Here is a 14,874-nt window from a genome sequence, read left to right as displayed (position 1 = left end):
GGCTTGTTATGGATGCGATTACCTATACCACCGTTCGTGCAAATCTCGCCAGCGCCATGGACCGCGTTTGCGACGACCACGAACCCTTGATCATTACCCGCAATGGCGAACAGTCCGTCGTGATGCTCTCGCTCGAAGACTACAAGGCGCTGGAGGAAACCGCCTACCTCTTGCGTACCCCCGCCAACGCCAAGCGCCTTCTCGCTGCCGTCGCACAACTGAACGCCGGTAAAGGTGTTGAGCGGAAGCTGGCGAAGTGAGGCTGATCTTCTCTGACGATGCATGGGAAGACTACCTATATTGGCAGAAGCAAGACAAGCGCATGGTCGAGCGAATCAATAAGCTGATACGTGAGACACAGCGTGAACCCTTCGCTGGAGTTGGCAAACCCGAAGCACTGAAGCATGCTCTTTCAGGATTTTGGTCACGCCGTATTACAGATGAGCATCGCATGGTGTATCGAATAGAAGGTGATGCATTGATGATTGCTCAGTTGTGTTTCCACTACTGAGACGCCCAATCGGGAAGGTCCACCGCGCGTGGGTTGGGCGCGGATGCGCGGCGCGGCTTTATCGCGCAGCGTTGGCGTGGACTGCCGGGTTGGGGTCTGACCGTCGACATACGCGTCGAGAAGCCGCCGAATCATGCGTTGGTACTGCGTGTGATGTTTTGTGGCCTCGGACTTGAAGAGCTCGATGCTCTTCATGAAATGCCAATTCGGCTGGCGAAGGAAGGAAGTCGGGAACCACTTGAATCTTGTCAAGGGGTTCATCGGTGTATTGATTTTCGCGCTCATAGATGGCCTTTCCTTTGCGCCAATAACCGGCGCCAGCTTAGTCAGTCGCGAGTACCTCTGCTCCAGCGCCTGCTTTGGCGATCGCCCGCCCATCGTCACCGTCCAGAACTGCAACCTCCGATCCTTCTCGCGCAAACAACGGAACTTTTAATCGCTTACGTTACGCCAGTATTCGTCAGTGACCTGCCCCATAGCAGCTCTGGTTTAATGTCGTAGAAGGACTCGCACGAATAGTGCAAGACGATGTACATGTCGCGGCGTTTATCCAAGTCCTCGAAGGACTTGCGAGCGGTCCTCCGACGCCTGAACTTTGTGAGTTGTTCGCCCACGACCCCCCTGTGCTGTTCTAACGTTGGAATTCACCGGCTGGCCGCGCTTTTCGGCCAGTCCGGTGGAATGAGGGGGTTAGCCATTAAGCATGGGCCAAGCTATGAATGGAGAAGAGACGATTGGCGATGCTTTTCTCAGCAATTTTTAGATCATAGCTGGCTTGTAAATTGAGCCAATACTGTGGAGTTTGCTCAAAAGCTTTTGCAAACAGCAATGCTAGTTCAGCCGTAACAGGGCGCTTGCCTTTAACGATATGGGAAATGCGCATGGGCGACACACCAATGGTACGAGCGAACAACGCTTGAGAGATATGAAGCTCTTCAAGGAGCTCGGCGAGGTACTCGCCGGGATGGATAGGTGTTAACCCATTGTAGATCATGTTATTCCTCCTAGTGGTAATCCACTATTTCGACATTAAATGCGTCACCATTTTCAAACTTGAAACAGACACGCCACTGTTGGTTTATACGTATACTCCATTGACCAATGCGATTACCTGAAAGAGCTTCCAAGTGATTAGAGGGTGGCAAACGTAGATCATTCAACTCTGTAGCGGCATGCAACTGATTGAGACGCATGGCTGCACGCTTGAGAATTTCCGAAGGTAAACGACGCGATTTACCTGTAACGAAAAAGCCTTCGGTTTCAGTGTTGGCGAATGTTTGAATCATGCGCCAATAATAAACATAATGTTTACGATGTGCAAGTTTTCTTGATTGAACCGCCCCGGGTATTGTAGAGGCTGATTAATGTAAGTCATGCCGCTTTACCGGCCTGACGGGCGAGTTTCTGGTAATATTGTGCCTCAGCTTCTGCCGGAGGGATATATCCCAAGGGTTCCAGAAGTCGGTGGTGGTTAAACCAATACACCCATTCCAGGGTGGCCAGTTCCAGGGACGCTTTGGTTTTCCAGGGCGCACGACGATGGATCAGTTCGGCCTTGTACAGCGGCTTCAACGCTACTACGAGCTGCTCCGCCCCTTGATGGCGCATCGCTACTTTCGGCCTCGCCTTTCGGGCTTGTGCCTTTCGCTTGGCATCGCCATCGAAGGTTCCCGCAGTTCAACGCAAGAGCCCGAATCAGGCTGACGCTGCCTCTATGCCGGACACCACCGGGACCGTAAGCAGGTTTCGTCCCGGCTGATCGCGGGGCAACATCACTCCCCGGTTTTGATGTCATCTGAGTACTTTCGACACTTGAACGGCAGTTCACGGTTGTTCGTCTCCCTGATCCATACCTGACGTCTTTACGACGCCTTTTCCATGACGCTCACGGCCGGGGCTTTTGACCCAAGCCGCTCATGGTGGTTTGCCACCTGCTCCTGCAAGCCGATGGCGAGGGGCCATACCCTCATCTCTTACGCCGCTTGCTGCGGCACACTGAAATCCGACACTCAGAGCTGGTCAGGCCGCTCCGCCTGAAAAACCCGGTGGACCCGGTCTCGTGGGCAGGGCACCTGGGTATCTGGAACCGTGGTGCGGATCCGTTTGCCGCGGACTACCCCCTGTATGCCCAGATGCCGCATCAGGCGCTCTACGGTACAACGTGCTACCGGTATATCCCCTCGCGATTCATCTGCTTCCAGACCTTATCCGCACCGTAGACCTGCAGGTGCGCCTGCCAGATCCGCTGAATCTCCAGCAAGGGCACCGCGTCCCGCTGCGCTCGGGCACCGCGCAACGTTTGGTTCCGCTGTTGTGCCGCATGACTCCAGCAGAAACACGCCGCGAGAAAATACTTGAACCGCAATGCGAACAAAAACCGCGCTCAAGAGTTTCTGAAGAGTGAAATGTGCTGATTGAGCCAGAGATAGTAACATGTTCGATGCGCATGAGTACGCGAGCATTGAAAGCAGCGCCGATAACTTTTTGACAAGCCCTACAGTGACATACCCTCTGGTTCAAAGGATCAGAGGTCGTTTCATAGCGCACGGCACCACATAGACAGCCACCACGGAATAAAGTCATTCAGCAAGCCCCTTTCTACAGCAGCCTAACGCTACCCATCAGCCGCGCCGATTTTCGGCGTCGGCTGGATGGGCTTGTTGGGCCATCGCGATCGGCTTGAGATTGGCATCCTACTTCCTTGCTGGTTCTAAGCCGTTAACCAACAAGACTGCTGCGAACAATGACGCGCCGATAGTGACCGTGGAAATTGTGAAAGCGTATGTGATTGTCGCTGGATCAGAACGATTTCCAAGCAGCGAGTAGAACAATCCGCCAATGACGGCTACGGACAATGCTGCACTGATCTGAAGGGTGGAAGACACAAGTCCTGACACCAACCCGGCGATCTTTCCTTCTACTCTGTCAATCAAGGCACGAACCAATGTCGGCAGCGCAATGCCTTGCCCAAAACCAAGTATAAAAAGGGCTGACGACAGTAAATATGAAGTGTCAGTGTAGACGGAGAGAGCGACGCCTACGAGGCCGATCACTTCCAGCACCATGCCCACTACAGGTGTGCGCGCGCCGAGATGTCTGTGTAGTCGGGGACTGGTAAGCGGGCCAAGCATGAAGCCGATGGCAAACGGCAGCAGGGCAAGCCCAGCATACAAGGAGTTGCGGCCAAGTCCGGATTGTTCGTAAATCGAGAATGTAAGGAAAAAAGCAGCGATGGCATAAAAGCAAAGGGTGGCGGCCAGCCCACGCAGCAAGCCGGGTGCGCGCAACATGGCTGGGATGACAAGCGGATCTCCGCCATCGCGCACAACACGATGTTCGTGGCGCCAGAACAAGGCCAGAAGCGGAAGGAAGCCGAGCAACAGAGCTATTGACCAGGCGGGCCAGCCTTGTTCTCGCCCTGCGATTAGCGGTACGACCAGAGCAGACAGTGTTGCCGCGAGCAGGACTACGCCGCGCACATCGAGACGGGGTGGTCGCCCGGCACGACTTTCCCGGATCAGCAGCAATGCGGCTGGGATGGCGAAGGCGGCCACGGGCAGGTTGACGAGAAATATGCTACGCCAGCCCAACCCGAATGGGTTGGCTGCAATTAGGGCACCTCCGAGCATTTGACCTATCACAGCAGCAAGGCCGAACGTTGTGCCGTAGTAGCCAAGCGCCTTGGCTTTTTCGTTCGTTGGGAACAGCGCATGAATGGATGCAAGCGACTGCGGCGCCATGACGGCTGCCGTGACGCCTTGGAGTACACGCCCGACGATCAATATGGCAGGCGACCAGGCAATGCCACAGATGGCCGATGCCCCGGCAAAGCCGAACAAACCGGCCGCGAAAACGCGGCGGCGGCCGTAGAGATCGCCAAGCCGGCCTCCCGTGATCAGGAATACCGCATAGCTGGCCGCATAGCCGGATATCACAAGTTGCAGAGTGGCGGAAGAGGCGTGCAGGCCGGCGCGGATGGAGGGTAAGGCGGTATTCACGATGAAGAAATCAAGAGGCGGCAGAAAGCTGCCAGCCAGCAGGACGACCAGGGCGGCCCAGCGACGCGGGTCGGGGGTATCGGTCAGCTCAGATGTTGAAGCTGTCGGGTTGTACGCGGTACTCATGAGCGGCCTTTTAAGAACCTAACGGTTCCGAATTAGATAAAGAAATGTCAGTCAAGTGCGTTCACAGCGATGGCAATAAGGGCCTCCATCTCCGCTTCGCTCGGACCTGTTTTACCGAGTACCCGCATGCCTTCAATCGTGCAGAGCAGAAAGCGAGCAAGCGTTTGGGCCTCGTGGCGGGTGCTGATGTCGCCCGAAGACTGTCCCTTGCGAATGGCCGCCGCCAACAGGTTTTGCATGCGTTTGAACATCGCGCTGACCCGCTCGCGAACTTCGTCATCCGTCGGCAGCAGTTCCGTCGCGGCTGCGGTGACCAAGCAGCCGCGACGGCCTTTTCTTGCCGTGGACAGGCGAGCGTAATGCTGCAGCGTGGCGCGGATGGCCTCCCGCGCCGGCTCCTTGTCGAGGTCGTTGCTCAGGCGGCTCAGACCATCGGAGGTATATCGATCCAGAGCAGCCAGAAAGAGCGAATGTTTGTCGCTGAACGCCTTGTAAAGACTGCCGCGCGACAGGCCGGTGCCTTCTATGAGATGGACCATGGACGTCGCGGTGTAGCCATGGGTTTGGAACACCACCACGGCGTCCCGCACGGCGTCGTCGAAGTCGAATTCGCGTGGACGACCAGGGCCAACAGACGGGGGGCTTTCTAAGGACATGCCGAAATATTAGATCGTTCAGTTCCTATTTGTCAAGTATGACAAGAATTGTTCGCCCGACGTCCAAGCTCAGGGGCGTGCCGCTTTTGGCGCGTCCCCTGGAGCGTCTTGTTGGGCGGCTTCTCGAATTGCGGCAATTTCTTCTGGTTTTAGCCGAAGCGTACGCGCCGCGTAGTTTTCCTCCAGATGCGCGATGCTTGACGTTCCGGGAATGAGTATGGTCTGGCTCGAAACCGCAAGGAGCCAAGCTAACGCTACTTGGGCCGGTGACGCGTTATACCGTGCTGCGATTGCGGCGAGAGGGCTACCTGGTCGAGCCAGCGCACCCATTGCGAGCGAATCATCGGTTCCCTTGTGTGACGCCCAACGGGGCGCTAACCGGCGCTGCGCGGCTTTATCGCGCAGCGTCCAGCGACTGAAAGAAGCGAGGTTGAGCACTGGGTTAGGTTGCATGAGTTGCGACTATTTTGAGCGTAAGCAGTATGCCGACAACTACGCATATGACGGCAATGACCAGATACATCCAAAATGTAGCCCAGTACATAATGGGCTCACTGCTCCGCCGGTATATCCGCACTTGGATACCCCATCCGCGTGCCATGATCTCCTGTGTGGAGTATCCCTTGAACAATAACCAGATGAACACGACAGCTAAAGCAAAAAAGAAGGTTGCGATCACTGCGTTCTCCAGATGATTCCTGTTTCTGCCTAACGTGTTCGAGTTGAGCGACACCCCGAACAACGAATCAATAGGGTCAGACTCGATTGATTCTGCATTGCCCGGATTTCCGATCCCTGCCTCTGGCCTCCGGCTCAACGCGTCTCTCCAATTGTTTCTGAACCCGTCGCTTAAACCGATCATCTCCCAACACCCAGGCTTTATTGGTTGCCTCCCTGATCTCACTGATGCTGCGCTCGGGAATGTGATGCTTGAATAGCAAGAGGTTAGGCGGCATTCTTTCCACGCTGAACTTCGGCGGCAAGACGCTCAAGGTTCTGCTCGTTGGCGGAGGCCACGAACTCGGCTATGCGCTGATAGTGCTCAATGGTGTCAAAGGTCTGACGCCACTTCACCTCGGTGCCGCTAGCCTTTGGTTGGAGCTCGATGGTCAGTATGAAGTGATGCCCGGACAGGTGCTCGATCTCGAAGACATTGTCGGCTTCGATGCGGGTGAAGCGGCTCTCATTCGGATAGTCCTTACCATCCGGCCCGTGCATTGTTAGAAGCCACTTTCCGCCGGGACAAAAGTCGAACTGGTGAATCGAGTTGGTGAAGCCCGCTGGCCCCCAGCATCTGGCAACGCGAGCAGGATCACTCATCGCAGCAAAGACCTCGGAAGGGCTAGCTGAGAGCAACTTACTTCTGGAGTCTGAGCGGTTCTTCAATGGTTCCATCTGATGCCTCTCGTGGGTGCTGTGGGTCGTGTCACCTAACGTTTGAGTTAAGGGGCGCGCCGCTTTTGGCGCGTCCCGCTTGAACGAGAGGTTAGACTGGGTGACGGCTCAACAAGGCGTCCGGTGACAAATTTGTGAAGTACGCTAGCCATGAGTGTTTGATAAGGAATGGCTTCCTCCGCGGCCTTGGCCTGAATGTCTTCAAGATCACGAGAGGAAATGCGAATATTGACGCGCTTGTCTTTGACAAGTGATGCCGATGCTATTGAGGCAAAGCGGGCGATTTCAGCCTTGAGATTTGGCACGGACTGCCATTCGCCTCTTTCAAAGGAGGCCAAAATCTCCTCTTCAAGTTTACTTTCTTTATCCATTTCAACCACCTTCCGTCAAATAATTGCGGGTAGCCTTCCTGCTCGGAATGATCGTTTTCAGGAAGACTTCACTTTCGGTTTCCACAAACGGCACCAGATAGGCATAGCCGCGAATCCGAACCACCAGCATACGTTGGTTCGGGTACTCGCCTGTATTTGGATGGTCTCGAACATCAAGAAGGCCGCCATGCGACATGGCCGATAGCACCTCCTCAAAGGAGACGCCCCTTTCTGCTTTGAGGCGGATATTCTTTTCGGTGTTCCAGTTCACAGGCTTCATGTTTTCCATGATACGCCTGTGTGCTTTATGGCATCAAGTAGCCTAACGGGGCGCGAGTTGTGCGGCACCCGCGTAGCGGTGTCCGCTCGAACGTAGAGCTAACCGACGCTGCGCGGCTTTATCGCGCAGCGTCCAGCGACCAAAGGGAGCGAGGTTGAGCGCCGGGTTAGGCATTTTTTAGCCAACGTGAGACGACTGTGTTGGTTAGCTCAAGATGCCCGAAATCGAACGTAGCAAGCTGATCATATGCGACCAGTTTTACCTCTGCGATTTCTTCGTTCAACTTGATGTTCCCGTACGCTTCGACGGCGAAAGCAATAATAAGCTGATTAAACTCCGCGAAAGCAAAGTGACCTATGAATTTGCATTCGTGACCCGTAAGGCCAAGTTCTTCTTCCGTTTCTCGAAGAATGGCGCTCTCCGGCGACTCGCCCTCCTCAAGAAACCCGGTGATAAGGGAGAACATATCTTGCGGCCAAGAGGCATTTCTCGCCAAGACGTACTGACCATTGCACCGAACTAATCCTGCGACGACAGGGATGGGATTGTTCCAGTGCACGAACTTACACTGCTGCGATGAACACGCGAGTCGTATTGCCCCGTCCACTGGACGACTGACAAGATTGCTTTGGCAAAGCGGACAATATTTCATAGGCGAAGAGTGAATGCCTAACGGGGCGCGAGTTGTGCGGCACCCGCGTAGCGGTGTCCGCTCGAACGAGGGGTTCGCGGGCGCTGTGCGCCCAACGCCCCGATGTTCGACACTCGCGCCCCGTTCGCGGGCGCACAGCGCCCGCGAACGTCTGAATTCACCGGACCTGCGCGGTTTTTCGCGCAGGTCCGGTGGAATGATGGGTTAGCCTACTGTGCCTTGTAGTTCTTAAATGAGTTACGGAATGCATGTACCAACCTCTCAACTTCCGAGTTCTTGCATGTGGGGGAGATATCCCTTTCCCATCCATTTTTAACTCTGTGGCTGAGCAACTTATCCACACTTGTTGATGACGTGTTCGATACGAAAAATGGGCTTTTTGTCGATATATCCGCGACCAAGCCAACAAATCCACGAGCAAGATGCAACTGCAATGCAGACGTGTAAAACTTACATTCGACGCCGACCAAGATACGTGAAGAGCGCGGAGAAACTGAATTGAGTCTGCAGTTCTCTGCTTCGGCGCGATCAAGAAGGGCTACATCGAATTCGTGGAGGACGCCGGATTTTCCTGCGACCTTAATCCCGGTGTGAGCCTCAAGAGCAGGTCTGCCATTGAACTCGATTAGGCAGTGAGTGTAATTCTTTGCTGTGGAGTAAATGTAGCCTGGAGACGTGCGCAGTGTGAGTGAAGTTGCAGGATTGCCAGAGCGATCCTTGAAACTCACCGTGGCCCCTTCGTCTCGTGCTGCGCGGATTAGAAGGGTTAGAATATATGCTTCGAATACGTCTGGCAAAGCTGATGCCGCAACGGGCGCTGAAGAAATGGCGGCGCCCAGAACAGAAGAAATTGCACTTAGCATTATTGGGTCCGTATTTGACGTATTAGTGTTTCAATTTCTGATGCTTGCCTGTTGGCCTCAGCCAAGTCAGGGATGTTCTCCATCGGTAGCTCATAACTGTCTTCGTCATTTTCTTCTGAAGCAAAAGCAAGGCCATGAATCTGCAAGTTTTCAAGAGCACCTTTGATTTGCGAAGCCATCGCCGCGCCGTCAATAATGGCACGCTTTGATGCTTCAAGAAGCAGCACCACGGACTCGGCGTCAGAGTAGTCATCCCGTCGAACAAAGTCTGCGGATTGACTTCTCTTGAACTCGGTTTCACTTAAGAGACCAATCGAACGCCCTTCCACTTCCTTTAGGGTTTGAATCTTCTCTTCTGACAATCGTCCCGTTGCGAGTTCATCGCGCACCTGTTCTACCAATATCCCGTAGCCTTTGGCCGTAAGAAATTCGGATACTTCTTGGAACAGTTTTTTCTCGAATGTAGGGTTAGCCATAATGCTTACCTGTACCAGTTGTAATTATCTTGAGTGGTCGATCCGCAGCGCAAACAGGTGGCCTTGTACTCTCCCATTTTGGAGCTACGAAGAGCATCTTTTCCGGGATATGGTTTGTTAATTTCAGCCCACCGAACGGAACCACATTTGCCCTTGCAAAGTAACTGAACAACCCTAGCTCTATCGGCCTTGCTTGCGTAATTCGGAAGCTTACCAAGATAGTCATTGCTTCTGTCTCTAGGGGAAGTAATTATTTGGTTGCTATCCGTTTCCGAAAGTCCGTTGCGAAGAGCGTGTGTGCGGCACTCTGCTAACTGCTCAGTAGTGACCTCTTGGCAGGACAGTTCTCGACCAGCTTCTTGCTCACGTACTACTGCGTCAATCCAGTCATCGACTAGGTTACCCTGCACAGGCCCAGCAAGGCTAAATAGCTTCTTATCCGTATCTTTAATAAAGATGAACCATTCGATTTCTTTTGCCACAGCTTGTTCCTTTCGATTTGAATGGCTAACGTAATTTAGGCAGCATACATACCACACTACCCACATCGCCTAAATTTTTCCATCCCCACCCGTCACCCGGAAAATCATGCACCCAACACCCTCCTGCACATTTATAGCAGCCTAAATTTTTCCGGATGAACGCCACACGCAAAACGGGCCTGCACAGAAATGCAGATCACCACCTATTCTTGTCCACAAACCTACACCAATTCATGATCCTACTCAATCCACCCCATGATTCCCTCCCCTCCAACGAAAAAGCGCCCCGAAAGGCGCCCACCACTAAATCCACATCACCCCATAACAAAACTACCCCACTAAATCCCTCTCCGACTTCCGCACCACCTGCCCGAACCACACATAAAACGCCGGGATCACAAAGAGCGAAACCAGCGACCCGAAGCTCAGACCGCTGACAATGACCAGTCCCATGGAAAACCGCGCATCGGCATTACCGCCACTGGCGAAGAGCAGGGGTACGGCGCCGGCGATCATCGCCGCCACCGTCATGAGGATGGGGCGTAGGCGCAGGGTTGCCGCTTCCACCACCGCATGACGTCGGTCGAAATGCTTTTCCTCCTGCATGACACGGGCAAATTGCACGATAAGAATGCCCTGTTTGGCGATCAGGCCGATGAGCATGACCATTCCCACCTCCGAGTAGATGTTGACACTGGAAACCCCCAGACCGATGGGCAGTAAGGCCCCGAAAAGGGCGACAGGCACCGCGGTGAGCACCACCAGGGCGTCGCGAAAGCTGTTGAATTGCGCCGCCAGCAGCAGCAGGACCATCAACAGCGCAAAACCGAAGGTGACCGCCAGCGCGCTGCCCTGATGCATGTACTGACGAGAGACACCGGCATAGTGGATCTGATTTCCGGCGGGCAGGATTTTCTGGGCATGATCCCGCAGGAATTGCAGGGCTTGGCCCAAAGACACCCCCGGTGCCGGATTGGCCTGAATGAAGACCGCGGGCAACTGCTGGAACTGCGGCAGGAAGGTGGGTGCCGATCGCGACTGCAGGGAGACAAAGGTGGACAGTGGCACCTGCGCGCCGGATGGCGTCTTGATGGTGTAGGCCTTCAGGAAATCCGGATTGGCGCGCAGCGCGGGCGGCACCTGGGGCACGACGCGGTAGCTGAGGCCATCCATGTCGAAATAATTGACATAGTTGCCGCCCAGCAGGGTTTCCAGATTCTGCCCGATATCCGCCATGCTCAGGCCGAAGGAGGCCGCCATCTGGCGATTGATATGAATTTCCTGGATCTGATTGTTGTACTTCAGATTTTTGCAGACGAAGGAGAACAGGCCACTGGCCCTGGCCTCCTGCACCAGCTTGCCGGAGACCGCATCCAATGGATGATAACCGCCGCCGGTACTGGTGATCACAAACTGCACCGGCAGCCCCACCGCCGCTCCCGGCAAGGGCGGCAGACCGAAGGCGGAGAGCTTCATGCCCGGCACCTGCTCGGCCAGTTTCTGCACCTTTTCTTTGACCTGCTGAGTGGTGACGTCGCCGCGCTCGGGTTTGAGCACCACACCCGCCATCACCTCGTTGTTGAGCAACATGCCGCCGATACCCACCCCATTGACCGCGAAGCTGTGGCTGCGACTGGTGATTTTATTGAAAACCGTCTTGGTCAGGTAACTATCGTAGGCATTCATGTACTCCAGGGTCGCGGTCGGCTGGGCGACGCCATTGACATAGACGATGCCCTGATTGGCCGGCGGGGCCAGCTCGCTCTGACTGATGGAGAAGAGGAAATAAATGCCGACGGTGAGGATCAGCGCCAGCGTCACCGTCGCCGGCCAGACCCGCAAGCTCTGAAACAAGGTGCGACCATACAGCCCCTTGAGTCGTCCGAAAACATGATCCACCAGATGCGCCATCCGGCCTTCGTGCCCGGCCTTCAGGACCCGCGAGGCGAGCATGGGGGCGAGGGTCAGGGCGGCCACCATGGACAGCAGCACCATGGCGACAATGGTAAAGGCGAATTCGCTGAACAAATGCCCCACCAGCCCGCCGATGAAAGCCATGGGCGCAAAAACCGCCACCAGCGTCGTCGCCATGACCAGGATGGGGCTGGCCAGTTCACGGGCGCTGGCCAAGGCGGCGTGCAAAGGCGTGGCGCCGTTTTCGATATGCCGGTGGACGTTTTCGACGACGATGATGGCGTCATCCACCACCAGCCCGATGGCCAGCACCATGGCCAGCAGGGTGAGCAGATTGAGGGTATAGCCGAGGGCATGGAGGATGGTGATCGCCCCCACCATCGCCACCGGGATGGCGAGCACCGGCACGATCAGCGCCCGCCACGAGCCCATGAAGAAGTAGATCACCAGGATCACCACCAGCAAGGCCAAGGCGATATTGACCTCCACTTCCTGCAGGGAGCTTTTGACGAACTGCGCGCCATTGTAAATGGTGTAACCCTTCATGCCCGGCGGCATGGTCGAGTCCAACTGGGCCATGACTTTTTGAATACCCTGGGACACTTTCAGGGCGTTACTGCCGGGGGCCTGCTGGATGCCGATATTGACCGCAGGCTGGCCGTCCACCATGACGGATGAGTCATAAGTCTGAGCGCCCAGGGAGACTTTGGCCACCTGTCCCAGACGAATCGGCACCCCATGCACCGTCGCCACCACCAGATTGCGGAACTCGGCGGCGCTGTGCAGGGCGGTATTGGCGCTCAGGGAGACCGCCGTGTACTGACCGCGCAGACGCCCGACCGCCGCGACGAAATCATTCTGCTTCAGGGCGGCACTGACCTGCGCGGGGGTAATGCCCAGCACGGCCATTTCCTGGGGATTTAGCCAGACGCGCATGGCGTAGGTATTACCGTTGGGACCGGTGCCCGGCGGCAGGATGGAAGTCAGCCCCACCCCCGGCACCGACTGAATGGCGGGCTGCACCACGCGGGTCAGGTAGTCGGTGATCTGCTGCTGATTGAAGCCTTTACCATGGTAGCTCAGCAACATCAGGTAGGCACCGGAACCGGACATTTCCTGCACCACGGGCTGCATCACCCCCTTCGGGAGCTGATTGAGGACCGTGTTGACCTTGCTCTGCACCTGGGACAAGGCCGCGTTGGGATCTTCGCCCATGCGCATATAGAGGGTGAGGATGGAAATGCCGTCCTCACTCACCGCCGTCATGTAGTTGATGCCGGGGGCTTGGCCGACGGCTTTTTCCAGCGGCGCTGTAATAAAAGCGTTGACGGTCTTCGGGGTCGCCCCGAAGTAGTGGGTGGTCACCGTGATCATGGAGCTGTTGGTGGGCGGATACTCGGTGATGGGCATCAGGCCGAGGGAGCGCAGCCCGAAGAAAAACAGCACCAGGCTCAGGGAAATGGCGAGGATGGGGCGGCGGATAAAGGGTTCGGTGAAATGCATGGGGATCCTCAGAGATGCACGGCGTTATTGATGCGTACATGGTCGCCGTTGTGCAGCTTGACCTGTCCCGCGGTGACCACCAGATCCCCGGCCTTCAGGCCGGAGCGGATAACTACTTCGTTGCCACGCTGCATACCTGTTGTCACCGGCTGTTCTTTGGCGATGAGGGTCTTATCCGGGCCACCGGGGGTCAGCACGTAGACAAAGTCCCCGTAGGTGTTAAAGCTCACCGCCACCATGGGAATCATCAGGCGCGCGCTGGGGGCTTCTTTTTTCAGGACGATGCGGACGAACATGCCGGGCTTCAGGCCCTGTGCTGCATCAAGGAGTGCGCGGACGCTGACCGCGCGGTTTTGCGCATCGACATGACTGGCGACAGCCTGCACTTTGGCGTGGTAATGGCGCAGGGTGTCGCCGTTATGCACGTCAATCCGCACCGGCGCGCCAACCTGTACCGCCTGCACATCCCGCTGGGGTACGGTGAAGTCGGCATAGAGTTGCTGCAGGTTTTCGATGTGCACCACCGGCATACCGGCGTGGATATATTCACCCGGATTAACGGTGCGCAAGCCCAGTACCCCGGCGAAGGGCGCACGGATCTGCGTATCCGCCAGCGATCCCTGCAAGGCCGTCACCTGAGCCTGTGCCGCACTCGCACCATAGCGGGCCTTATCCAAGGCGGCGGTGGAGATGCCATGGATGGCGAAGACCTTCTCGGCGCGCTGATAGTCTACCCGGGCGAGAGCAGCCTGGGCCTGCGCGGCCTGTAACTGGCCGGGCAGAGCGCCGGGATCCAGAGACAGGAGCAGTTGTCCTTTCTGTACGGTAGCACCGGAGTGGAAACCGATACGCTGCACCACGCCGCCGGTCTGCGGGCTGAGCACCGCTCCCTGTTGCGGCACGATTTCGCCCACGGCAGTCAGCTCGCCCGCCATCGACTGACTCTGCACGCGGGTGGCGGAAACGGTGACTGCCGGGTTGGCGGCAGCCGCCAGGCGGGCATGCAACTGGCCCTGACGCCATTGGTACCAGCCATAGACACCGCCGAAGAGCAGCACGACGACGATGCCCAGTAAGAAAAAGACCTTCTTCATGCAGGGGCTCCTTGAGTGTTTTGAACGATGGAATGGGTTTTGGCATCAGTAGCCGTGGCATCGGTGGCATCAGGCCGCCAGCCATCGCCCAGGGCGACAAAGAGCGCAACACTATCCAGATAACGCTGACTGCGCGCGGTGATGGCGGCGACGGTATCCTGCTGATAGGCGATCTCGGCATCGAGCACCGTGGCATAGTCGGTGGCCCCGTCGCGGTAGCGGGCTTCGGCCAGATGCAGGGCGGCTCCAGCGGCTTTTTGCGCAGCCAGATGGTGCTGATAAGCCGCATCGGCGCCTTGCAAGGCACGCAAGGCGTCGGCCACTTCGCGGAAGGCATTGAGCACGGTGCCGCGATAGCGATCACTGACCACTTTGTACTGATCGAGGGCCGCGCGGCGCTGGGCGTGCAGCGCGCCGCCGTTATAAATCGGCGCTGCTATCCCCGCGCCCAGCGACCAGAGGGTCGAAATGGGGTTGAAGAACATCCCCCCCGTCATGGCCGCCTTACCGATGTCCGCCGTGATATTAAACTGCGGATAGAGATCGGCGGTGG

Annotated in this window: 18 protein-coding genes and 3 pseudogenes; 2 read left to right on the top strand and 19 right to left on the bottom strand. The window is 56.4% G+C overall.

Annotated elements, in window-relative coordinates:
* Positions 1–8 precede the first annotated feature (8 nt).
* Both HF921_RS04815 and HF921_RS04810 read left to right on the top strand, forming a co-directional pair.
* A complete protein-coding gene (locus HF921_RS04815; RefSeq protein ID WP_035191769.1) occupies positions 9–260 on the top strand; it encodes a type II toxin-antitoxin system Phd/YefM family antitoxin in 252 nt (83 codons plus the stop codon).
* A 62-nt stretch (positions 261–322) separates the two neighbouring features.
* Positions 323–511, top strand: a complete 189-nt coding sequence (locus HF921_RS04810; RefSeq protein WP_308169351.1) for a Txe/YoeB family addiction module toxin — start codon at positions 323–325, stop codon at positions 509–511.
* Here the strand turns inward: HF921_RS04810 and HF921_RS04805 are convergent.
* From HF921_RS04805 to HF921_RS04715, 19 genes and pseudogenes are all read right to left on the bottom strand, one after another.
* The gene (locus HF921_RS04805) at positions 425–796 is read right to left on the bottom strand and encodes a hypothetical protein (RefSeq protein ID WP_215892355.1); all 372 of its coding nucleotides are present in this window, start codon (positions 794–796) and stop codon (positions 425–427) included. The genes HF921_RS04810 and HF921_RS04805 overlap by 87 nt on opposite strands.
* A gap of 412 nt (positions 797–1,208) precedes the next feature.
* Complete coding sequence (locus HF921_RS04800) at positions 1,209–1,505, bottom strand: HigA family addiction module antitoxin (RefSeq protein WP_064219907.1); 297 nt, start codon at positions 1,503–1,505, stop codon at positions 1,209–1,211.
* Positions 1,506–1,515: 10 nt separating this feature from the next.
* Positions 1,516–1,797, bottom strand: coding sequence for a type II toxin-antitoxin system RelE/ParE family toxin (locus HF921_RS04795; RefSeq protein ID WP_064219908.1), 282 nt, complete (start codon positions 1,795–1,797; stop codon positions 1,516–1,518).
* A gap of 85 nt (positions 1,798–1,882) precedes the next feature.
* Positions 1,883–2,077, bottom strand: a pseudogene (locus HF921_RS04790) (IS3 family transposase); the annotation flags it as partial.
* A 446-nt stretch (positions 2,078–2,523) separates the two neighbouring features.
* Positions 2,524–2,834 (bottom strand): annotated as a pseudogene (locus tag HF921_RS13320) (IS3 family transposase); the annotation flags it as partial.
* Positions 2,835–2,890: 56 nt separating this feature from the next.
* Positions 2,891–3,094: pseudogene (locus HF921_RS13750) on the bottom strand (GFA family protein); the annotation flags it as partial.
* A 110-nt stretch (positions 3,095–3,204) separates the two neighbouring features.
* Complete coding sequence (locus HF921_RS04775) at positions 3,205–4,635, bottom strand: MFS transporter (RefSeq protein WP_215893409.1); 1,431 nt, start codon at positions 4,633–4,635, stop codon at positions 3,205–3,207.
* Positions 4,636–4,682: 47 nt separating this feature from the next.
* Positions 4,683–5,291, bottom strand: a complete 609-nt coding sequence (locus HF921_RS04770; protein WP_215893408.1) for a TetR/AcrR family transcriptional regulator — start codon at positions 5,289–5,291, stop codon at positions 4,683–4,685.
* 69 nt (positions 5,292–5,360) lie between these two features.
* Positions 5,361–5,621 (bottom strand): aldo/keto reductase, encoded by a 261-nt coding sequence (locus tag HF921_RS13645; RefSeq protein ID WP_404813110.1) that lies wholly within the window; start codon positions 5,619–5,621, stop codon positions 5,361–5,363.
* Positions 5,622–6,236: 615 nt separating this feature from the next.
* Entirely contained in the window at positions 6,237–6,686 is a 450-nt protein-coding gene (locus HF921_RS04760) for an SRPBCC family protein (RefSeq protein ID WP_215893406.1), read from the bottom strand.
* Between the two features lie 47 nt (positions 6,687–6,733).
* Positions 6,734–7,057: a hypothetical protein gene (locus tag HF921_RS04755; RefSeq protein ID WP_065412416.1), complete on the bottom strand. Its 324-nt coding sequence runs from the start codon at positions 7,055–7,057 to the stop codon at positions 6,734–6,736.
* 1 nt (position 7,058) lies between these two features.
* On the bottom strand, positions 7,059–7,346 hold the full coding sequence (locus HF921_RS04750) for a BrnT family toxin (RefSeq protein WP_226825439.1): 288 nt from the start codon (positions 7,344–7,346) through the stop codon (positions 7,059–7,061).
* Between the two features lie 157 nt (positions 7,347–7,503).
* A complete protein-coding gene (locus HF921_RS04745; protein ID WP_226834335.1) occupies positions 7,504–7,989 on the bottom strand; it encodes an NUDIX domain-containing protein in 486 nt (161 codons plus the stop codon).
* Between the two features lie 209 nt (positions 7,990–8,198).
* Positions 8,199–8,852, bottom strand: coding sequence for a hypothetical protein (locus tag HF921_RS04740; RefSeq protein ID WP_215893405.1), 654 nt, complete (start codon positions 8,850–8,852; stop codon positions 8,199–8,201).
* Entirely contained in the window at positions 8,852–9,328 is a 477-nt protein-coding gene (locus HF921_RS04735; RefSeq protein WP_215893404.1) for a hypothetical protein, read from the bottom strand. The genes HF921_RS04740 and HF921_RS04735 overlap by 1 nt, the downstream gene beginning before the upstream one ends.
* 5 nt (positions 9,329–9,333) lie before the next feature.
* On the bottom strand, positions 9,334–9,810 hold the full coding sequence (locus tag HF921_RS04730; protein WP_215893403.1) for a hypothetical protein: 477 nt from the start codon (positions 9,808–9,810) through the stop codon (positions 9,334–9,336).
* 330 nt (positions 9,811–10,140) lie between these two features.
* Complete coding sequence (locus tag HF921_RS04725; RefSeq protein WP_215893402.1) at positions 10,141–13,227, bottom strand: efflux RND transporter permease subunit; 3,087 nt, start codon at positions 13,225–13,227, stop codon at positions 10,141–10,143.
* Positions 13,228–13,235: 8 nt separating this feature from the next.
* Complete coding sequence (locus HF921_RS04720; RefSeq protein ID WP_064219619.1) at positions 13,236–14,321, bottom strand: efflux RND transporter periplasmic adaptor subunit; 1,086 nt, start codon at positions 14,319–14,321, stop codon at positions 13,236–13,238.
* A partial coding sequence (locus tag HF921_RS04715; protein WP_215893401.1) for a TolC family protein occupies positions 14,318–14,874 on the bottom strand: 557 nt, incomplete at its 5' end. The genes HF921_RS04715 and HF921_RS04720, both read right to left, overlap by 4 nt.

Source organism: Acidithiobacillus ferriphilus, from assembly GCF_018854775.1.
Lineage (GTDB): Bacteria > Pseudomonadota > Gammaproteobacteria > Acidithiobacillales > Acidithiobacillaceae > Acidithiobacillus > Acidithiobacillus ferriphilus.
The sequence above is the reverse complement of the archived record's forward strand: the minus strand, read 5'-3'. Positions and strand labels throughout refer to the sequence as shown.